Source organism: Pseudonocardia hydrocarbonoxydans (genome assembly GCF_006539565.1).
Classification (GTDB): Bacteria; Actinomycetota; Actinomycetes; order Mycobacteriales; family Pseudonocardiaceae; genus Pseudonocardia; species Pseudonocardia hydrocarbonoxydans.
Map to the genome: position 1 here is coordinate 278,977 of NZ_BJNG01000014.1, position 19,757 is coordinate 298,733.

19 protein-coding genes are annotated in these 19,757 nt (G+C 74.0%); 9 read left to right on the top strand and 10 right to left on the bottom strand.

Annotation, left to right across the window (positions count from 1 at the left end; translation table 11 throughout):
* Positions 1–4 precede the first annotated feature (4 nt).
* Together PHY01_RS08225 and PHY01_RS08230 are read right to left on the bottom strand one after the other, a co-directional pair.
* Complete coding sequence (locus PHY01_RS08225; protein WP_141277924.1) at positions 5–1,231, bottom strand: MFS transporter; 1,227 nt, start codon at positions 1,229–1,231, stop codon at positions 5–7.
* 5 nt (positions 1,232–1,236) lie between these two features.
* The gene (locus PHY01_RS08230; RefSeq protein WP_246085771.1) at positions 1,237–1,689 is read right to left on the bottom strand and encodes an NUDIX domain-containing protein; all 453 of its coding nucleotides are present in this window, start codon (positions 1,687–1,689) and stop codon (positions 1,237–1,239) included.
* Positions 1,690–1,828: 139 nt separating this feature from the next.
* Here PHY01_RS08230 and PHY01_RS08235 point away from each other — a divergent pair, with 139 nt between their 5' ends.
* The 3 genes from PHY01_RS08235 to PHY01_RS08245 all read left to right on the top strand — a co-directional run bounded on the left by PHY01_RS08235 (position 1,829) and on the right by PHY01_RS08245 (position 4,557).
* On the top strand, positions 1,829–2,638 hold the full coding sequence (locus tag PHY01_RS08235; protein WP_141277926.1) for a DUF427 domain-containing protein: 810 nt from the start codon (positions 1,829–1,831) through the stop codon (positions 2,636–2,638).
* 25 nt (positions 2,639–2,663) lie between these two features.
* Positions 2,664–3,695: an LLM class F420-dependent oxidoreductase gene (locus PHY01_RS08240; RefSeq protein WP_141277927.1), complete on the top strand. Its 1,032-nt coding sequence runs from the start codon at positions 2,664–2,666 to the stop codon at positions 3,693–3,695.
* An 88-nt stretch (positions 3,696–3,783) separates the two neighbouring features.
* The gene (locus PHY01_RS08245) at positions 3,784–4,557 is read left to right on the top strand and encodes a hypothetical protein (RefSeq protein ID WP_141277928.1); all 774 of its coding nucleotides are present in this window, start codon (positions 3,784–3,786) and stop codon (positions 4,555–4,557) included.
* A 12-nt stretch (positions 4,558–4,569) separates the two neighbouring features.
* Here the strand turns inward: PHY01_RS08245 and PHY01_RS08250 are convergent, their stop codons facing one another.
* Complete coding sequence (locus PHY01_RS08250) at positions 4,570–5,028, bottom strand: nuclear transport factor 2 family protein (RefSeq protein WP_141277929.1); 459 nt, start codon at positions 5,026–5,028, stop codon at positions 4,570–4,572.
* 221 nt (positions 5,029–5,249) lie between these two features.
* Here PHY01_RS08250 and PHY01_RS08255 point away from each other — a divergent pair, with 221 nt between their 5' ends.
* On the top strand, positions 5,250–8,951 hold the full coding sequence (locus PHY01_RS08255; RefSeq protein ID WP_246085779.1) for a multifunctional oxoglutarate decarboxylase/oxoglutarate dehydrogenase thiamine pyrophosphate-binding subunit/dihydrolipoyllysine-residue succinyltransferase subunit: 3,702 nt from the start codon (positions 5,250–5,252) through the stop codon (positions 8,949–8,951).
* 2 nt (positions 8,952–8,953) lie between these two features.
* Positions 8,954–9,130 (top strand): DUF6104 family protein, encoded by a 177-nt coding sequence (locus PHY01_RS26325; protein WP_170183706.1) that lies wholly within the window; start codon positions 8,954–8,956, stop codon positions 9,128–9,130.
* Positions 9,131–9,244: 114 nt separating this feature from the next.
* Here PHY01_RS26325 and PHY01_RS08260 read toward each other — a convergent pair whose 3' ends face one another.
* From PHY01_RS08260 to PHY01_RS08270, 3 genes are read right to left on the bottom strand one after another with little or no spacing between them, the layout of a single operon-like run.
* Positions 9,245–9,604 (bottom strand): hypothetical protein, encoded by a 360-nt coding sequence (locus tag PHY01_RS08260; RefSeq protein ID WP_141277931.1) that lies wholly within the window; start codon positions 9,602–9,604, stop codon positions 9,245–9,247.
* Complete coding sequence (locus PHY01_RS08265; protein ID WP_170183707.1) at positions 9,601–12,378, bottom strand: FtsK/SpoIIIE domain-containing protein; 2,778 nt, start codon at positions 12,376–12,378, stop codon at positions 9,601–9,603. The genes PHY01_RS08260 and PHY01_RS08265 overlap by 4 nt, the downstream gene beginning before the upstream one ends.
* A 12-nt stretch (positions 12,379–12,390) precedes the next feature.
* On the bottom strand, positions 12,391–12,651 hold the full coding sequence (locus PHY01_RS08270) for a hypothetical protein (protein ID WP_141277932.1): 261 nt from the start codon (positions 12,649–12,651) through the stop codon (positions 12,391–12,393).
* Between the two features lie 157 nt (positions 12,652–12,808).
* Between PHY01_RS08270 and PHY01_RS08275 the strand changes: the two genes are divergently transcribed.
* Positions 12,809–14,107, top strand: a complete 1,299-nt coding sequence (locus tag PHY01_RS08275) for an Nramp family divalent metal transporter (RefSeq protein WP_141277933.1) — start codon at positions 12,809–12,811, stop codon at positions 14,105–14,107.
* Between the two features lie 9 nt (positions 14,108–14,116).
* On the opposite strand, the gene PHY01_RS08280 is transcribed toward PHY01_RS08275, so the two are convergent.
* Positions 14,117–15,625 (bottom strand): multicopper oxidase family protein, encoded by a 1,509-nt coding sequence (locus PHY01_RS08280; protein WP_141277934.1) that lies wholly within the window; start codon positions 15,623–15,625, stop codon positions 14,117–14,119.
* The gene (locus PHY01_RS08285; protein WP_141277935.1) at positions 15,622–16,026 is read right to left on the bottom strand and encodes a hypothetical protein; all 405 of its coding nucleotides are present in this window, start codon (positions 16,024–16,026) and stop codon (positions 15,622–15,624) included. The genes PHY01_RS08280 and PHY01_RS08285 overlap by 4 nt, the downstream gene beginning before the upstream one ends.
* Positions 16,027–16,114: 88 nt before the next feature.
* Between PHY01_RS08285 and PHY01_RS08290 the strand changes: the two genes are divergently transcribed.
* The 3 genes from PHY01_RS08290 to PHY01_RS08300 are packed head-to-tail and all read left to right on the top strand — an operon-like array spanning position 16,115 to position 18,039.
* On the top strand, positions 16,115–16,435 hold the full coding sequence (locus tag PHY01_RS08290) for a PadR family transcriptional regulator (protein WP_141277936.1): 321 nt from the start codon (positions 16,115–16,117) through the stop codon (positions 16,433–16,435).
* Positions 16,432–17,085, top strand: coding sequence for a hypothetical protein (locus PHY01_RS08295; RefSeq protein WP_141277937.1), 654 nt, complete (start codon positions 16,432–16,434; stop codon positions 17,083–17,085). Before PHY01_RS08290 ends, PHY01_RS08295 begins: the two co-directional genes overlap by 4 nt.
* A gap of 36 nt (positions 17,086–17,121) precedes the next feature.
* On the top strand, positions 17,122–18,039 hold the full coding sequence (locus PHY01_RS08300) for an SDR family oxidoreductase (protein WP_141277938.1): 918 nt from the start codon (positions 17,122–17,124) through the stop codon (positions 18,037–18,039).
* On the opposite strand, the gene PHY01_RS08305 is transcribed toward PHY01_RS08300, so the two are convergent.
* On the bottom strand, positions 18,030–18,854 hold the full coding sequence (locus PHY01_RS08305; protein WP_307723954.1) for an MOSC domain-containing protein: 825 nt from the start codon (positions 18,852–18,854) through the stop codon (positions 18,030–18,032). The genes PHY01_RS08300 and PHY01_RS08305 overlap by 10 nt on opposite strands.
* Positions 18,827–19,750 (bottom strand): ABC transporter substrate-binding protein, encoded by a 924-nt coding sequence (locus tag PHY01_RS08310; RefSeq protein WP_141277940.1) that lies wholly within the window; start codon positions 19,748–19,750, stop codon positions 18,827–18,829. The genes PHY01_RS08305 and PHY01_RS08310 overlap by 28 nt, the downstream gene beginning before the upstream one ends.
* Positions 19,751–19,757: the final 7 nt, after the last annotated feature.

A 19,757-nucleotide genomic window follows, 5' to 3' on the forward strand; every position in this document is an offset into this window, starting at 1 on the left:
CGCCTCAGCCGCGGACGGCGTGGCGCAGCCCGGAGCGGGCCAGCGCGACGCCACCCGCGGCCATGCCCACCACGCCGACCCACAGGGCGGGGCGGAACCCGACGACGTCGGCCAACACCCCGCCCGTCGGCGCGCCGATCGTGATCGCGGCCCGGTTGAACGAGCGCATCGTCGCGCCGGTCCGGCCCTGCAGCCCGTCGGCGGTGACACCCTGGCGGTAGGACATCTCGGTCGGGCCCTCCAGCCCCATCCCCAGCCCCACGACGAACTGCCCGGCGGCCGCCACCGCCGTCGCCGCGACCGGGGACGGGGCCACCGAGGCCGTGATGACGACGGCGAAGCCGCCCGCCTCCAGCACGCGCGATCCGGCGATCGCCGTCCCGATGCCGACGCGGTCGGCCAGCGCCTGCGCCTGCGTCGTCCCGGCCAGGGCACCGACCCCGGCCACCGCGTAGGTGACGCCGAGCCCGACCGCCCCGATCCCGAGCTCGCGCAGGGCGAAGAAGGCGTAGACCGTGGTGAGCAGGGAGTGGCAGACGAACCACCAGTGCGTGCCCAGCGCGAGCGGGCGCAACGTCGGGTGCCGGTAGACCCAGGCGAGCCCCTCCCCGGCCTGGGCGAGGACCCGGCGCAGTCCCGGGGGCTCACGCGGCACCGGGTCCTCCGGGGCGGTGCGCGCGAGCAGGACCGCGGAGACGGCGTGGCTCAGCGCGTCGACGCCGGTGCCCAGCGGCGCGCCCAGCCACCCGACGAGACCGCCCCCGACCGCCTGCCCGCCGGTCTGCGCGACGGCCTCGCTCTGCTCGATCCGGGCGTTGGCCCGGGGCAGCGCCGCGCGCGGGAGCAGCCGGGGCAGGAACGACTGGTGGGCGGCGTCGTTGCCGATCGAGAGCGTCCCGAACACCAGCATCAGCCCGGCCAGCACGGGGATCGTCAGCACCCCGGCCAGCGCCGTCGCGACCACCACGGCCAGCACGAGCGCCCGCCCGGCGTCGGTGGCGACGAGCAGCGGGCGGCGGCGCACCCGGTCGGCCAGCACCCCCGCGAACAACCCCACGAGCAGGTACGGGGCCCAACGGGCGGCGCTGACCGCGCCGAGGTCGGCCGCCGACCCGTCCAGGTCGCGCTCGACGAGCACGACCAGGGCGACCGACCCGACCGCGGTGCCGAGGTAGGAGACGGTGGAGGCGAGCCAGAACCGGCGGAACCCCGGCTCCTCCCGCAACCGCACCCGGCCTACCGGAACCCGAACGCGGTGATCGCCGGCAGGCCACCGCCCGCCACGCCGTCCAGGACGTGGCGCTCGTGCGGCACGACCGGGTCGGGCAGGTCGTCGAGGGCGAACCAGCCCAGCCCCGCGCTGCGCTCGGGCTCCATGGTCCGCGGCTCGCCCGTCCAGCGGCGGCAGGTGAAGAAGAAGTCGACGCGCTCGTCGATCTCCAGGCCCGTCCGGTTGGTGCGGTGCATCGTGGTGAGCGGGACGAGGTCGGCGGCGTCCACGACGATCCCCAGCTCCTCCGCGGCCTCGCGGACGGCGGCGGCGTGCACCGACTCCCCCGCCTCGACGTGTCCGGCGGCCGCCGCGGCCCAGAACCCGTCGCGGTACCCGGTGCCCGCCCGCAGCTGCAACAGCACGCGCCCGTCGTCGATCAGCAGCACGTAGGCGGCAGGCACCACACGAAACCCCACGTCGGGCGACCCTACCCGCGCCATGATCACCAGGAGTGGGACATGGGCGTCACCGGTGGCGCGGATGTCCCACTCCTGGCGATCATGACGACCGGGCGGCCGCGTCGGGACACTTGCGTCCCGGAGGACAGTCACAGGCATGGCACTACGGATGGCGGAGCACGTCGCGACCTCCTTCGACGCCCTGCGCGTGGAGCCCACCCCGGTGCACCTGCGCGCCACCCTGGACGGCACCCCGGCCCTCGACACGCGGGAGGCGCTGCTCGTCTGGGAGCCGGGCCGGGTGGTCCCCCAATACGCCGTCCCCGTCGCCGACGTGCGGGCCGAGCTGGTCCCCGGTGGCGACGGGGACCGCCACGGCCCCGGCGCCCAGCCGCTCGGCCCGGGCGGGCGCACCGTGCTGACGCCCGACACCGGCTTCGGCGTGCACACCACCGACGGCGAGCCGCTGACGATCCGCCTCGACGGGCGCGAGCGCGCGGGTGCCGCGTTCCGGCCCGCCGACCCGGACCTGGCGGGCTACGTCGTCGTCGACTTCCCGGCGCTGGAGTGGACCGAGGAGGACGCGCCGGTCGTCGGGCACCCGCGCGACCCCTTCCACCGCGTCGACGCCCGGCCCTCGCACCGGCACGTCCGGATCTCCCTCGACGGGCGGACCCTCGCCGAGAGCCGCCGCCCGCTGCTGGTCACCGAGACCTGGCTGCCGGTGCGCTGGTACCTGCCGCAGGACGACGTCACCGGGCTCACCGGCAGTGACACCGTCACCGAGTGCGCCTACAAGGGCGTCGCCCGCTATCTCGCGGTGGGCGGGCGCGACGTCGCCTGGTACTACCCGGACCCGCTGCCGGGGATGGAGGCGCTGGCCGGACTCGTCTCGTTCTTCACCGAGCACGTCGACGTCACCCTCGACGGTGTCGACGTGACGCGCCCGATCTCCCCCTGGACGTGACGTGACCCGTCGGTAACATCGTCGCATGCTGCTGTCGACTCAACTCCAGTACGGCGACGACCCCATCAACAACGCCGAGGCGGTGGTCGGCCTGGAGAAGGCGGGGCTCGACGTCGTCTGGGTCGCCGAGGCCTACAGCTTCGACGCCGTCTCCCTGATGGGCTATCTCGCCGCGCGCACCGAGCGCGTCCAGATCGGGGCCGGGATCCTGCCGATCTACAGCCGCACGCCCACGCTGACGGCCATGAGCGCGGCCGGCATCGACGCGCTGTCCGGCGGCCGCATGATCCTCGGGCTCGGCGCCTCCGGCCCGCAGGTCATCGAGGGCTTCCACGGCGTGCCCTACGACAAGCCGCTGGCCCGCACGCGCGAGGTCGTCGAGATCTGCCGCCAGGTGTGGCGCCGGGAGAGGATCCAGCACGAGGGGATCTACACCATCCCGCTGCCCGAGGGGCAGGGCACCGGGCTGGGCAAGCCGCTCAAGCTGATCAACCACCCGAAGCGCGCCGACATCCCGATCTGGATCGCCGCGCTCGGGGACAAGAACGTCGAGCTGACCGCGGAGATCGCGCAGGGCTGGCTGCCGCACGTCGTGATGCCGGAGCGGATGCGCGAGACGTTCGGCGCCGCCCTGGACGCCGGCACCGCCAAGCGCGCCCCCGAGCTGGGCCCGTTGCAGGTCACCGGCGGCGGCGTCCTGGCCATCGAGGACGACATGATGGACGGCGCCCGCCAGATGCACCGGCACATGAGCGCGCTCTACATCGGCGGCATGGGCGCCCGCGGCAAGAACTTCTACAACACCGTCTTCCAGCGCCAGGGCTACGCCGACGACGCGAAGACCGTGCAGGACCTCTACCTCGACGGGAAGAAGGAGGAGGCCGCGGCGGCACTGCCCGAGGACTTCCTCGCCCACACCTCGCTGATCGGGCCGCCGTCGTTCGTCAAGGAGCGGATCGCTGCGTTGCGTGAGGCGGGTGTGACGCACCTGCACGTCAACCCGATCAGCTCCGACCCGCAGAAGGTGTTGTCGCAGGTGAAGGAGTGGCTGCAGTAGGTGACAGGGGGTCCGTGTCGGTGACGTCGGGTGACCGCTCACACTCTGTGGTGTACCGGCCGTCGTCACCGACCCGCGGGAGCGTGCGTTGCCCGACCTCGTCATCGCCACCTCCGACGATCCGCTGGAGCCGGAGCAGTACCGGTTCGTGGCGACGGACGCGTGGTGGCTGGGCAGCTTCGGCCCCTACCAGCACCTCACCGAGCACCGGCTGCGCACCTGGATCCCGGCCGAGCCCGAGCGCGACTGGCTGCTCGACCGCTCGCTGACCGGCCGGCAGCGCTGGCTCACGGGATCGCTGGAACAGGCCCGCGAGGACGGCTTCGAGCTGCACGACGTCGCGCCGGTCGGGCTGTTCCGCGCGCCGTTCGGCGAGTTCCACCGCGACCGCGACGACGACTGCATCGAGCTGCCGCAGCGCCGTCGCGGCAGCTGGCAGGTGCCCACCCCGGAGTTCCTCGACCGGCTGCCGCGCGACCCCGCCGCCCTGCTGGAGCGCCTGGAGGCCGACCACCCCGGCCGCTGGGCCGCCCCGTTCAGCGGCGCCGTCGACGCGCTGCGCACCTGCCTGGTGCCCGCCGAGCTGCGGGCCGTCCTCTACCGCGCGCTCACCGGGCTGCCCGGCGTCACCGTCGCCGACGAGACGGTCGCCTTCGACGGCCGCGAGTGCGTCGTACTCGTCCACGACGCCGGGCGCACCCGCACCGAGCTGATGATCGACATCGCCGACGGCCAGTTCGCCGGGGAGCGCGACACCACCCGCATCGACTCCCGTTGCGGGCTGCCCGTCGACACCCTCGTCGGGGAGACCGCCGTGCACACGGCCGTGGTCGACGAACTCGGCGAGCAGCCCGACCGGTAGCCCGGTCGGCCGCTACCGCAGCGGCTGCTCGGCCCCACCGCGCTCGGCATCGGGACGGCGGCCGTGGATGCGCCGCTGCGCCTCGTCGATCGGCACGTCGTTGATGCTGGCCTCGCGCCGCCGCATGTAGCCCTCGTCGTCGAACTCCCACAGCTCGTTGCCGTAGGACCGCCACCACTGCCCGTCGACGTCACGGCACTCGTACTGGAACCGCACCGCGATCCGGTTGCCCGCGAAGGCCCACAGGTCCTTGCGCAGCGCGTACTCGAGCTCGCGGTCCCACTTGTCGCGCAGGAACCCCGCGATCTCGGCCCGGCCGGTGACGAAGCGGTCGCGGTTGCGCCACACGGAGTCCGCGGAGTAGGCGGCGGCGACCTTCTCCGGGTCCCGGGTGTTCCAGGCGTCCTCGGCGGCCTGGACCTTCGCGGCAGCGCTCACGGCGTCGAACGGGGGCAGGGGCGGGCGGCTCATCGGCGTCTCCTCGGGTCGGTCGGGTCCCGGTCGGTCATCGTGGAGCGACGTCTGTGACCGACGTCCGTCCACTGCGGTACCCGGGCCGGACGGCGGGGACTAACCTGACACCACGTTCCCGGCGATGACGCTATCCGATCAAGGCGGTCCTCAGCGTGTCCAGCAGCAGTACCTCGAACCCGGCCAGCGACTTCGGTCCCAACGAATGGCTGGTCGAGGAGATGTACCAGCGATTCCTCGACGACCCCGCCACGGTCGACCCGGCATGGCACGAGTTCTTCGCCGACTACCGACCCGACGACGGCGCGCCCGCGGCGACGAACGGCGCGGCCCCGCCGTCGACGACCCCGGGACCGGCACCCACCCCCGCCGCCGAGCCCGCGGAACCCACCGAGGAACGCCGCACCGCCGACCGCGCCGCGATGACGCCGCCCGACGCCGCGCCGAGCAGCGCCCCGTCGAAGCCCGCCGCGAAGGCCCCGGAGCGCAAGCCGGAACCCGCCCCGAGCAAGCCCGCCGCGGGCACGTCCTCGCAGGCCGCGAAGCCCGCCGCCCCGGCCGGTGGCGACGGCGAGGTCACCCCGATCCGCGGCGCCGCGAACGCCGTGGTCAAGAACATGAACGCCTCGCTGACCGTCCCCACGGCCACGAGCGTGCGCGCGGTCCCGGCGAAGCTGCTCGCCGACAACCGGGTCGTCATCAACAACCAGCTCAAGCGCACCCGCGGCGGCAAGATCAGCTTCACGCACCTGATCGGGTACGCCGTGGTCAAGGCGCTGGCCGACTTCCCGGTGATGAACCGGCACTTCGTCGAGACCGACGGCAAGCCCACCGTCGTGGCGCCCGAGCACGTCAACCTGGGCCTGGCCATCGACCTGCCCGGCAAGAACGGTCAGCGCTCGCTCGTGGTCGTGTCGATCAAGGGCTGCGAGGCGATGAACTTCGCGCAGTTCTGGTCGGCCTACGAGGACATCGTCCGCAAGGCCCGCAGCGGCGGGCTCACCGGCGAGGACTTCGCCGGCACCACGATCAGCCTCACCAACCCCGGCACGCTCGGCACCAACCACTCGGTGCCCCGGCTCATGCAGGGCCAGGGCGCGATCGTCGGCGTGGGCGCGATGGAGTACCCGGCGGAGTTCCAGGGCGCCAGCGAGGAGCGGCTCGCCCAGATCGGCGTCAGCAAGATCATCACGCTGACGTCGACGTACGACCACCGGATCATCCAGGGCGCCGAGTCCGGCGACTTCCTGCGCCGCGTCCACCAGCTCCTGCTGGGCGAGGACGCCTTCTACGACGACATCTTCCGCGCCCTGCGGGTGCCCTACGAGCCCGTGCGCTGGGTGCAGGACCTGCCCGACGACGCCGTCGACAAGACCGCGCGCGTCATCGAGCTGGTGGACGCCTACCGCACCCGCGGCCACCTGATGGCCGACACCGACCCGCTCAACTACCGCCAGCGCCGCCACCCCGACCTCGACGTGCTCTCCCACGGCCTCACGCTGTGGGACCTCGACCGCGAGTTCGCCACCGGCGGGTTCGGCGGCAAGGAGCGGATGAAGCTGCGCGACGTGCTCGGCCTGCTCCGCGACTCCTACTGCCGCACCGTCGGCACCGAGTACATGCACATCGCCGACCCCGAGCAGCGGACCTGGCTGCAGGAGCGGATCGAGGTGCCGCACCAGAAGCCGCACGCCGCCGAGCAGAAGTACATCCTGTCCAAGCTCAACGCGGCCGAGGCGTTCGAGACGTTCCTGCAGACCAAGTACGTCGGGCAGAAGCGGTTCTCGCTCGAGGGCGGCGAGACCGTCATCCCGCTGCTCGACGCGGTGCTCGACAAGGCCGCCGAGCACGAGCTCGACGAGGTCGTCATCGGCATGCCGCACCGCGGCCGGCTCAACGTGCTCGCCAACATCGTCGGCAAGCCGATCAGCCAGATCTTCCGGGAGTTCGAGGGCAACCTCGACCCGGGCCAGGCCCACGGCTCCGGCGACGTCAAATACCACCTGGGCGCCGAGGGCAAGTACTTCCGGATGTTCGGCGACGGCGAGACCGTCGTGTCGCTGGCCTCCAACCCGAGCCACCTCGAGGCCGTCGACCCGGTCCTGGAGGGCCTGGTCCGGGCCAAGCAGGACCTGCTCGACAAGGGCGAGGGCGGCTTCACCGTCCTGCCGCTGATGATGCACGGCGACGCGGCGTTCGCCGGCCAGGGCGTCGTCGCCGAGACGCTCAACCTCGCGAAGCTGCGCGGCTACCGCACCGGCGGCACCGTGCACGTCGTCGTCAACAACCAGGTCGGCTTCACCACCGCTCCGGAGCACTCGCGGTCCTCGCAGTACTGCACCGACGTCGCGAAGATGATCGACGCGCCGGTCTTCCACGTGAACGGCGACGACCCCGAGGCCTGCGTCTGGGTGGCCAAGCTGGCCGTGGAGTACCGCGAGCGCTGGCACAACGACGTCGTCATCGACATGATCTGCTACCGCCGCCGCGGCCACAACGAGGGCGACGACCCGTCGATGACGCAGCCCGCGATGTACGACGTCATCGACGCCAAGCGCAGCGTCCGCAAGATCTACACCGAGTCGCTGATCGGCCGCGGTGACATCTCCATGGAGGAGGCCGAGCACGCGCTCAAGGACTTCTCCAACCAGCTCGACCACGTCTTCAACGAGGTCCGCGAGCTGGAGAAGACCCCGGCCGTCGCGTCGCCGTCGGTGGAGGACGAGCAGTCCATCCCCACCGACCTCGACACCTCGATCCCGCTGGAGGTGCTGCACCGCATCGGCGACGCGCACGTCGAGCTGCCCGAGGGCTTCACCGTGCACCAGCGCGTCAAGCCGGTGCTGGAGAAGCGCCTGAAGATGTCGCGCGAGGGCGACATCGACTGGGCCTTCGCCGAGCTCATCGCGATGGGCGCGCTGGTGATGGACGGCAAGCTCGTGCGCCTGTCCGGGCAGGACAGCCGCCGCGGCACGTTCGTCCAGCGGCACTCGGTCGTGATCGACCGCCGGACCGGCGAGGAGTACTACCCGCTGCGCAACCTGAGCAAGGACCAGGAGCGCTTCCTGCCCTACGACTCGGCGCTCTCGGAGTTCGCGGCGGTCGGGTTCGAGTACGGCTACTCGGTGGCCAACCCGGCCGCGTTCGTGGCGTGGGAGGCGCAGTTCGGCGACTTCGTCAACGGCGCGCAGTCGATCATCGACGAGTTCATCTCCTCCGGCGAGGCGAAGTGGGGCCAGACCTCCGACGTCGCGCTGCTGCTCCCGCACGGCCTGGAGGGCCAGGGCCCCGACCACTCCTCCGGGCGCATCGAGCGGTTCCTCACGCTGTGCGCGGAGGGGTCGATGACGGTGGCGGTGCCGAGCGAGCCCGCCAACTACTTCCACCTGCTGCGCCGCCACGCCATGGACGGGATGCAGCGCCCGCTGATCTGCTTCACGCCCAAGTCGATGCTGCGCAACCGCGCGGTCGTCAGCCCGGTCTCCGACTTCACCGGCGGCCGCTTCCGCTCGGTCATCGACGACCCGCTCTACCGCGGCAACGACGGCCCCGCGGGCGACGTCCGGCGCGTGCTGCTGTGCAGCGGCAAGATCTACTGGGAGCTGGCGGCTCAGCGCGAGAAGCGCGGCGTCGAGGACGTGGCGATCGTCCGCATCGAGCAGCTCTACCCGGTCGCCGACCGCCAGCTGGCCGCGGTGCTGGAGCGCTACCCCAACGCCGAGGACGTCCGCTGGGTGCAGGAGGAGCCGGCCAACCAGGGCGCCTGGCCGTTCCTCGGGCTGGTGCTGCCGGAGAAGCTCCCCCGGCTCGTCGGCATCCGCCGGGTCTCGCGGCGCCGGATGGCCGCGCCCGCGGCGGGCTCGTCGAAGGTGCACGAGGTCGAGCAGAGCGCGCTCATCGACGAGGCCTTCGGAGACCGCTAGCCGTGTACTCCACCGACCGCGGCATCGAGGAGCTCGTGGCGCGCCGGGAGGGCGAGTCGGTCAGCGTCGAGTGGCTGGCCGACCGCCTCCAGGCGTTCGTCGACCTCAACCCCGCCTTCGAGGACGCCGTCGAGCGCCTCTCCACCTTCCTCGCCCGCGACGACGACGCGGACGAGTAGCCCGCCCGGCTCGCCCGGGTGGCCGCCGGACGGGACTCGCGGGCGCGAAACGGGGGACTCGCGGGCGCGAAACGGGGGACTCGCGGGCGGGAAACGGGGGACTCGCGGGGTGGGTCAGCGGGGGCGCAGGCCGAAGCGGCGGCGCCGGGCCACCTCCGCCAGGACGTCCGCGCAGCGGGCGACCTCGGCGTCGAGCTCGTCGAGCCGGGCCGGGTCGACGCCCGGGGTCGGGGTGGGCGGGGGGCGCAGGGTCAGCCACGACTCCTGCCACAGCCGCTCCAGCGCCGCCTCCCAGTGCAGCGCGACGACCGTCCGGGTGAGCGCGGCGCGGCCCTGCGCCTCGGTCATGGCGTCGTGCCGGGCGACCCGCTCGTACCCCAGCGCCGTCGCGCGCTCGGCGTCCTGCTCGCGCAGCTCCGCTGCGGCGGCGCTGAGCCCGTCGACGACGTCCTTGTACTCGCGCGCGGCGCTCACGGGTCCTCCGCCGACGGCACGATGACGACCTCCGGGCGGGAGTGCTGGGCGCGGTCGTAGAACAGGCCGCGACCCGGGCGGGGCGACCAGCTCAGCAGCATCCCCGGGGCCAGCTGGCCGAGCTCGCTGCCCTGGACGTCGAGCCCCACCCAGGCCCCGACGTCGTCGACGGCCGCGGTGATCGACAGCAGCGCGCGCAGCCGGGCGACGCTGCGCCACCAGCCCAGCACGTGCACGCCGGTCTCCGGGCCCGAGCGCAGCACGCGGCGCAGCGCGTCGGTGCCCTCGCGCTCCAGCACCGGGTCGGCGGCGTCGGCGCCGAAGACGACCAGCAGCACCGGGCGCCGCGGGCCGCCGGCCAGCCGCGCGGTGACGTCGGCGGCCAGCGCCTCGATCCGGGCCCGCACCCCGTCGAGCGCGACGACCTCGGCGGTGTGCCCGGCCGCGGCGAACCGGGCGACGAGGCCGTCGGCGGGGGCGAGCAGCGGCACCAGCACCACGTCGACGGTGCCGGGCGCGTACTGCCCGGCCAGCGACCCCGCCGCCGCGCCGAGCACCCGCACGGCGTCCTCGGCGTCGGCACCCAGGACCGCGACGTTGCGGCCCGGGGAGTCGGGCAGGGCGGCGGTGGCCGGGCGCCCGCCCACGTCGATGCACTGCCCGAGCAGCGCCTGCGGCGGGCCGCCGGTGCCCAGGAGCGCGATCAGGTCGTCGACGGCGGGCGCGCGGCTGCCGTCGAAGAGCACGGGCTCCGGGCGGCCCGCGTGGTACCGGTCGTGCAGCTCGCGCTGGACGAGGTCGGTGGTGCCGCGGGCGGTGGCGTCGGGGATGCGCACCACCTCGTTGCCGTGGCGCACCCCCGAGTCGTGGTTGACCACGGCGTGCCAGCGCGGGAGGTCCATCGCGGCCTCGTTGAGCTCGCCGAGCACGCGCCGCGCGCGGGGCAGCGCGATCCGCAGGACGAACTGTTCGAACACCGCGGGCCGGCCCCAGAACGCCTCGATCCCGGACACGTCCTGGCTGGCCAGGACCAAGTGGATGCCCTGGCTGCGGCCGCGCCGGGCCACGTCCTCCAGCAGCGCGGTGGCCTTCCTGGTGACGTCGTCGCGCTCGGCGAACAGCAGCTGGAACTCGTCGATGACGGCGACGATCCGCGGCCACCGCCCGTCCGGGTCGGCGCCGCGCAGCTCCTCCAGCTTGGTGACCTCGTGGTCCTTCGCGGCCTCCGAGCGGCGGCGCATCTCGTCGGCGAGGAACTGCAGCAGCGCCAGCCCGAACTCCCGGTCGGTGTTGATGTTGACGCCGACGAGCCGGGCGTGCGGCAGCCAGGTGGTGTCGCGCCGGCCGCGGGTGAACTGCGCGAAGGAGACGCCCTCCTTGAAGTCCAGCAGGTAGAACTCCAGCTCGTCGGGGTCGTAGCGGGCGGCCAGCGAGCTGATCAGCGTGAGCAGCAGGTTGGTCTTGCCGGTGCCGCTGGGGCCGCCGATCAGCGCGTGCGGCGACTCGTCGGCGAGCACGGCGTCGTGCGGCATCCCGTCGGCGAACCCGACCGGGGCCCGCAGCCCGGTGCGCGAGGAGTCCCGCCCCCACCGCCCGTTCGCGGGCAGCAGGTCGGCGAACGCGCGGGCGTGGCCGTGCTCGTGGGCGTCGGCGAGGGCGTTGCAGGCCCGGGTGACGGCGTCACGGGGCAGCGGCGGGTCCGGCGTGACGACGACGTGGTCCCCCGTCATCGACGTCGTGGCCACCCCGCCGTCGAGCAGGCGCACGGTCTCGTGCGGGGCCTGGATCGTCACCGGCACGTCGACCAGCACCAGCGAGACCCCCGACGCGAGCCCGCCGCGGGAGATGCGCTGCAGCTGCCAGTGGTCCTCGTCGGCGAGCGGGCGCCCGTCACCGACCAGCACGGTGACGATCCACGGCTTGACCCGGGTGCCGGTGGCGGCGACGTGCGCGGCGAGCGTCGGGTGCCCGTCGATCAGCAGGCGGGTGTGCACGCGCCGGATCCGGTCCGACAGCTCCTCCAGCAGGTGGGAGAGCCGTCCCGGGTCGTGGACGGTGAGCAGCCCGCTGCGGGTGAGCGGGTAGAGCCCGGGAACGACGCCGGTGAACTGCCCGACGTCCCACACGTGCAGCCGCACCAGGCCCGGGGTGAACTGGCTGACCAGCCGCATCAGCAGCGACTCGACGAGCGACTCGGCGTGCGCGCGGCCGTCGCCGGTGGAGGTGATCTGCAGGTGCGACTCGTCGAGCAACGGCACCCCGACGGGCCAGGTGACGGGCGTGTGCAGCGACTTCCCCGCCGTCCGGGCCGCAGCCCCGGTCCGTCCCGTGCCGATCCGCCCCGTGCCGATCCGCCCCGTGCCGATCCGCCACAGGCCGGGGACCTCGTCGATGCCGTCGGCCTTGCCGACCTCGCCCAGCCAGCGGTCCGGGTCGAGCCCGGCGGCGCGCGGGGCGGCGCGGTCCATCAGCTCGGTCAGCGCGGCGGGCCCGGTGCGCAGCCAGGGGTCGAAGGCGGCGGCGCGGTCGGCCTCGACGCGGGCGACGACGTCGGCGAGCCGCGGGTTGGCCAGCGGCCCGACCAGCGCCGGGTCGGCGCGGGCGTCGTCGAGACCCTCGGCGCGCAGCCAGCCCTCGACGAGGGTCTCGGCGTGCGCGCGCACGGCGGCGTCGGCCAGCCCGTCGGCCGCGCCGAGGGCGGCGGCCATCGCGCCGTGCAGCTCGTCGAAGGCCTCGGTGATCCGCTGCCTGCGGCCGGCCCGCCCACCCACCATGAAGGACAGACCTCAGATGTTGGTCGCGTAGCCCTGGGCGGTCTGCGTCGCGGCGGTGACGGTGTGCTGCACCTCGACGATGTCCGACATCGCCTTGGACAGCATCGCGATCGCGTCGTGCGCGGTGTCCTGCGCGCTGGCCTCGGCGGTCTGCACCGTGGCCGCGCGGGCGTCGGCCAGCACGTCGTGTGCCTGCTGCAGGTGCCCCAGGCTCTGCAGCGCGATCTCGGCGGCGCGCGCCATGCTGGCCCGCACCTCGTCGACGCTCGCCATGACGTTCCCCTCCCGTGCTCTCCGGCCCCGCGCGGACCCTATCGCCCAGTCCACCCCACACCCGGCCGCCCCGCCACCCCCGGAGCCAGCGGTGGCCTCCGTCACGTCGCGCGGCTACCGTCCCGGGGTCGGGCGAACCGGGCGGGGGGCCGCGCTGATGACCGAGGGACCGGGTGGGTACGTCACCACGGCACCACCGACGGGGGTCGGGGCGCGGCTGCGCCAGGTCGGCCCGGGCCTGCTCGCCGCGGCGGCGGGCGTCGGCGCGGGCGACCTGGTCGCCACGATGGTCGCCGGCTCGCGCTACGGCACGGCGCTGCTGTGGGCGGCGGTCCTGGGCACGGTGCTCAAGCTCGCGCTCGCCGAGGGCGTCGGCCGCTGGCACCTGGCCTCCGGCGCCACCCTGCTCGACGGATGGCGCCGCCTGGGCCGCTGGGCCACCACGTTCTTCGCCGTCTACATCGTCGTATGGGGCTTCGTGTACGGCGCCACCGCGATGTCGGCGGTCGGCCTGCCGCTCAACGCGCTGTTCGGCGGCCTGCCGGTGCGCTACTGGGCGATGATCGCCGGCGTCGTCGGGCTCGCGCTGGTGTGGGCCCAGCGCTACGCGGTGTTCGAGAAGTTCATCACCGTGCTGGTGCTCGTCAAGTTCGTGTCGGTGGTGTCGGTGGCGGCGCTGATCGGCCCCGACCTCGGCGCGCTGGCCACCGGCCTGGTCCCGACGCTGCCCGACGGGTCGGTCGTCTACGTGCTGGGCCTGATCGGCGGCGTCGGCGGCACGATCACGATGGCCGCCTACGGCTACTGGATGATCGCCAAGGGCTGGCGCGGCACCGGATGGCTGTCGGTGATGCGCCTGGACAACGCCGTCGGCTACGTCATGACCGGCGTCTTCGTGGTCGCGATGCTGATCATCGGCGCGGAGATCCTGCTCGGCCAGGACCTGGCCTCCGGCGACACCGGCCTGCTGACGCTGGGCACCGAGCTGGGCCTGCGCTACGGCGACTGGGCGCGGGTGCTGTTCCTCGTCGGCTTCCTCGCCGTCACCACCACCTCGCTGCTCGGCGTCTGGAACGGGGTCAGCCTGCTGTTCGCCGACACCGTCCGCACGCTGCGCCTGCCGCACGGCCGTGACGCCGACGTCGCCGTGCCCGAGCGGGCCTACGAGGCGGGCGCGGCCGAGCGCAGCACGGCGTTCCGCGGGTACCTGCTCTGGCTGACGGTGCCGCCGATGGGGCTGCTGTTCTTCGACCAGCCCTTCGCGCTGACGCTGGTCTACGGCGTGCTCGGCGCGGCCTTCATGCCGTTCCTCGGCGGCACGCTGCTCATCCTGCTCAACTCGACCCGCTTCGTCACCGAGGGGCGCAGCGGCTGGCTGTCCAACGTGCTGGTCGGCGCAGCCGCCGCGCTGTTCCTCGTGCTACTGGGCGTCGACCTGGTCAACCGGTTCGGCTGACGCCCGCGGCTACACCGTGCGCACGGTCGCCATCATCGCCATGTCCTCGTGCTCGAGGTTGTGGCAGTGCATCACGTAGCGCCCGCGGTGGTCGGTGAACCGCACCGCCACGTCGACGACCTCGCCCGGCCGGACGTCGACGGTGTCCTTCCAGCCGCCGTCGAACGGGCCGGGCCCGCGGGCGCCCCGGCGCAGTACCCGGAACGGGTCGAGGTGCACGTGCACGGGATGGTGGACGTCGCTGACGAACCGCCACACCTCCACCTCGCCCAGCCGGCTCACCGCCTCGTCGACGTGCGGGTCGAACCGCCTGCCGTTGATCCGCCAGTCGGTGTGCCGGGCGCCGCGGGTGAAGTCGAACCGGCGCAGCGGCGCCCCGGCCGGCACCACGGGCGGCTCCACCTCGGACAGCACCGCGGGCACGAACGAGTCGTCGGCCGCGGCGCGCGCCACGCGGAACCGCAGCACGTCGCGGGTGCGGCCGGTGCCGAGCGTGTTCGTCATCGTCACCCCGGTGCCGACGGGGACGGCGGAGAAGTCGACGACGACGTCGAACCGCTCCCCCGGCGCCACCTCGATCGCGTCGTGCACGACGGGGGCGGCGAGCAGCCCGCCGTCGGAACCGATCTGGGTCATCGGCAGGTCCGGGCCGCCCGGGACGGTGAGCGCGAGCCGGTAGCGCCGCGCGCCGGAGGCGTTGAGGATCCGCAGCCGGTGGCGGGCCGCGTCCACCTCGTGCTCGGGCCACGGCGCCCCGTTGACCAGCACGACGTCGCCGAGCACCCCCTCCGTCCACTCCGCCTCGACCCCCGGCACCGACCGCATCGCCCGGTCGATCCCGGGGTAGGCGAAGGTCCCGTCGGCGGCGAAGGAACGGTCGCAGATCATCAGCGGCAGCTCCCGCTCCCCTCCGGGCAGCGGCAGCGCGTCCTCGACGTCGTCGCGCACGAGGTGGAAGCCGGCGAGCCCGCGGTACACCGCCGGGCCGGTGAAGTCCATGCGGTGGTCGTGGTACCAGAGCGTGGCCGCGCGCTGGTCCATCGGGTAGGCGTAGTCGCGCTCCCCGGCACTCGTGTCGCCCGTCATCCCGTGGTGCCCGGTCCGGTCGGACCGGTCGCCGACCGGGAGCACCAGGTCCAGCGGCCACCCGTCGTGCTCGGGCGGGGTGTGCCCGCCGTGCAGGTGCACCGCGGTGGGCACGGGCAGCTCGTTGCGGTGGCGCACCACGATCGCCTGCCCGCGTCGGGACTCGATCGTGGGGCCGGGGAAGATCCCGTCGTAGCCCAGTACGGGGGTGCGCACGCCCGGCAGGATCTCGACCTCGGCGACGCGCTGCGTGATCAGGTACCGGCCCGGGGCCACCGGCCGGGCCACCGGCGGCACCGGCAACGGCACCCGGAACGGCTCCGGCAGCGGTAGCGCGCTGGCCAGCTGCTCACCGGTCTGCCCGGGCAGCGCACCGCATCCGGCCAGCAGCACGGTGCCACCGAGCAGGGCCAGGAACGACCGGCGATTCATCGGGACCGCCCCGCCGACGGGCTCCACACCCACGCCGCCAGCAGCACCGACGAGACCGTGATCGCGACGCCGAGCGGGACGTGCAGGCCCAGGTCCCGGGCGTACCCGGCACCGATCTGGACTCCGTCGGCGAGGAACAGGGCGACCGCGACCGGGACGACCCAGAGCCGCCCGCGACCGCCGAGGACGTAGAGCAGCGTCGCGGCGACGGCCACCATCCCGACGGCCGCGAGCAGGCTGCCGACCAGCCCGTGCACCGCGATCGCGTCGACGTCACCGGTGAGGTAGCGCCCGGCCAGCCACGGCTGGGCCAGCACCATCAGCAGGTGCGCGGTGAGCACGACGCGGAGTGGCCAGAGCGTGCGGCGCGGTCCCCGCCGGACGGGGGTCATGGTGTCCACGGAGCGGAATCTATAAGTAGATACGCTACCTATACATCAGGGATCACCCTGATCCAGGGCGCCACAGGGCTGGGTAGGCTCCCTACCTGTGAAGCCCGACGCCGTCCGCGGCCACCTCGACGGTCTCGTCCTCGCCGTGCTGGAGTCCGGGCCGCGCCACGGCTACGCGGTGATCGAGGCGCTGCACGCCCGCAGCGGCGGCGCGCTGGACCTGCCGACCGGCACCGTCTACCCCGCGCTGCGGCGGCTGGAGCGCGCCGGGTGGCTGTCCGGAGCCTGGAGCACGGTCGGCGGGCGGGAGCGGCGCACCTACACGCTCACCCGCGCCGGACGGCACGCCCTTGCCCTGCAGCGCACGCAGTGGAGCGAGTTCCGGTTCGTCGTCGACGCGGTGCTGGGGGCGACGTGACCACCGATCCCGTCGACGCCCACGTCCGCGCGCTCGCCCGCGCCCTGAGGGGCCCGCGCGGCCTGCGTCGCAGCATGATCGCCGAGACCCGCGACGGGCTGCGCGACGCGGCCGAGGCCGCGGGGTGCCCGGCCCGCGCGGTGCGCGAGTTCGGCACGGTCGCCGAGCTCGCCCCGCACTTCCAGGCCGAGCTCACCGCGGCCCAGGCCCGGCGCACCGCCCTGTTGCTGGCCGTGCTGTTCCCGGCGCTGCTGCTCGGGTGGAACCTGCTGTGGTCGCACGGAGTCGCCTGGACCGGCAGCGGCCCGCCCCCTCCGCTGGTCACCGCCCTGTCCGGCGTCCAGGACGTCGCCAGTGCCGTGGTGGGCGTGCTCGCCGTCGGCCTGCTGGTGGCCACGGCGCGCCGTGGCCCCGACCCCCGGCGGCTCGCGCTCGGCGCGGGCACCGTCGGGCTGGCCGGCGCGCTGGTCTGCGGCGGCACCGCGGTCGTCATGAACGTGGCGAACGGCCCGGCGACGCTGGCGATGCTCGCCACCCAGCCCCTCGCCGGCCCGTCGATGCTCCTGAGCGGCCTGGCCCTGCTCGCGGTGATCGTCACGACCGGCCGCGCGCTGCGGGTGGCCGCCCACGACCCCGTCCGCGGACACTGACACCGGATGTCAGGATCCCGCGGCAGGGTCGGGGGTATGACGACGAACCCCCTCGCCGGCACCGTCGCGCTCGTCGCGGGCGCCACCCGCGGCGCCGGGCGCGGCATCGCCGTGGAGCTCGGCGCGGCCGGGGCGACGGTGTACTGCACCGGCCGTTCCACCCGCGCCCGGCGGTCGGAGTACGACCGCCCGGAGACCGTCGAGGACACCGCCGACCTGGTGACGGCGGCGGGCGGCACCGGCGTCGCCGTCCCGACCGACCACCTAGTGCCCGAGCAGGTGGCCCGCCTCGTCGACCGCATCGACGCCGACCACGGCCGCCTCGACGTCGTCGTGAACGACATCTTCGGCGGCGACCTCCTCACCGAGTGGGACACCCCGGTCTGGGAGCACGACCTCGCCGCCGGGCTGCACCTGCTGCGGCTGGCCGTCGACACCCATCTCGTCACGGCCCGGTACGCCTTCCCGCTGCTGATCCGGCGCCCCGGCGGGCTGGTCGTGGAGGTCACCGACGGCACCGCGGCGTACAACGCGGAGCACTACCGCCTCAACGTCTACTACGACCTGGCCAAGATCGCGCCCATCCGGCTGGCGCGGAGCTGGGCGCACGAGCTCGGCCCGCACGGCGCCACCGCCGTCGCGGTCACGCCCGGCTGGCTGCGCTCGGAGGCGATGCTCGACGGCTACGGCGTCACCGAGGAGAACTGGCGCGACGCGTGCGCCGGGCAGCCGCACTTCGCGATCTCGGAGAGCCCGCGGCTGGTCGGCCGGGGCGTCGCCGCGCTGGCCGCCGACCCGGACCGCGCGCGCTGGCAGGGCGCGAGCACGTCGAGCGGCGACCTGGCCAGGGAGTACGACCTCACCGATCTCGACGGCTCCCGCCCCGACGCCTGGCGCTACGTCGTGGAGGTGCAGGACGCCGGGCGGCCCGCCGACACCACCGGCTACCGCTGAGCGAGCTCCACGGTGTCGCCGGTGCGCACGGTGCCGCCCGCGAGGACCTCCGCGTAGGCCCCCGCGCACGGCAGCACGCCGAACCCGGTGACCTCCACCCGGTTCTGCGCCATCGGCCCCCGGACCGCCTCGGGCGCCCGGGGCAGGTCGCCGTGCTCCAGGGTGGGCACCGAGCAGCGCGGCGTCGGCAGCGTGACGCGCAGCCGCACGTCACCGATCACCAGCTCCCGGCCGAGCCAGTCGTTCTCGACGAACGGCTCGGCCCCCGGCGGCGTGGCGATGACGATGTTGGGCCGGTAGCGCAGCGCCTCCACCCCGAGGTGCACCAGCGTGGCGGTGGTGACCAGGTGCAACGGCGAGTGGTCGACGAAGGTGCTCCCCGGGCTGCCCTGGGCGATCTCCAGGGTGGGGGCCTCGACCTCCGCCTCGACCCCCTCGGCCAGCACGTCCTCCGGGTCGGGCCGCTCGACCTCCGCGCCGGGCGGCCGCTCCCCGGAGAGCCGGACGCGCCGGCCCAGCAGCTCCGAGAGCGGCCCGTCGGCCTCGGCGGCGGGCACGCTCCGGCCGTCGGGCAGGGTGATCGTCACCCCGGACCCGTCGCGGGTGGCCGTGCACTGCAGCAGCGCCCGCCACAGGCGCGGGTGCTTGGCCGTGGCCACCCGCCCCGTCTCGGCGTCGATCAGCGCCAGCGCACGGTCGCCCTCGACGCCGCCGTCGCCGAGCACCAGGTCGTCGACCTCCGCGGCCAGCATCGACTTCACCGGGTAGCGGCGGAGCTCCAGGATCTTCAGAGCAACCCCTGCTCGGTCAGCCAGTCCTGCGCGACCGTGTCCGGGTTGGGCCGGTCGTCGGCGGCGAGGCGGCCGTTGAGGTCGATGAGCACCTCGGTGGTCAGCCGCGAGGAGATGTCGTTGAGCACCTGCTGCACCTGGTCGGAGGCCTTGGCCGTGTTCACCAGCGGCACCACGTTCTGGGCCGCGAAGTTGTTCAGCGGGTCCTCCAGCGCCACGAACCCGTTCGACTCGATCGTCGGGTCGGTGGTGAACAGGTCGGCCGCCTGCACCGTGCCGTCGCGCAGCGCGGTGACCGTCAGCGGCCCGCCGACGTCGAGCGAGCTGTAGCCGGCGAAGGTGCAGCCGTAGGTCGCCTCGATGCCGGGGATGCCGTCGGGGCGCTCCTGGAACTCCGGCGGGCCGCCGAAGGTGATCGTCGGGCAGAGCGGGGCGAGGTCCTCGATCGTCGTCAGGTTGTTCGCCGTGGCGAACTCCTGGGTGACGACCACGGCGTCCTTGTTCTCCGCGTCCGAGCGCTCGAGCAGCGTCAGCCCCTCCGGGATGACGCCCTGCAGCGCGGCGTAGACCTCGTCGGCCGACTTCTCGGTGGCCGCGGGCTCCAGGTACTGCAGCAGCACGCCGGTGTACTCGGGCACGAGGTCGATCGAGCCGTCGCGCAGGCCGGGGAAGTACGCCTCGCGGCTGGCGATGGGCTGCAGGATCTCCACCGCGACGCCCTGGGCCTCCAGCGCCTGGCCGTAGATCTCGCCGAGCAGCTGGTTCTCCGGGAACGCGGCGGACCCGATGCGGATCGGGGCGCTCGCGTCGCCGGTCTCCCCGGTGCCGCCACCGGCCAGCGGGTCGCCGCCGCCGCCACAGGCGGACAGGGCCAGGCCGAGTGCGGCGACGACGCCGGCTACTCGCAGGAACGTGGTCATGGTCGTG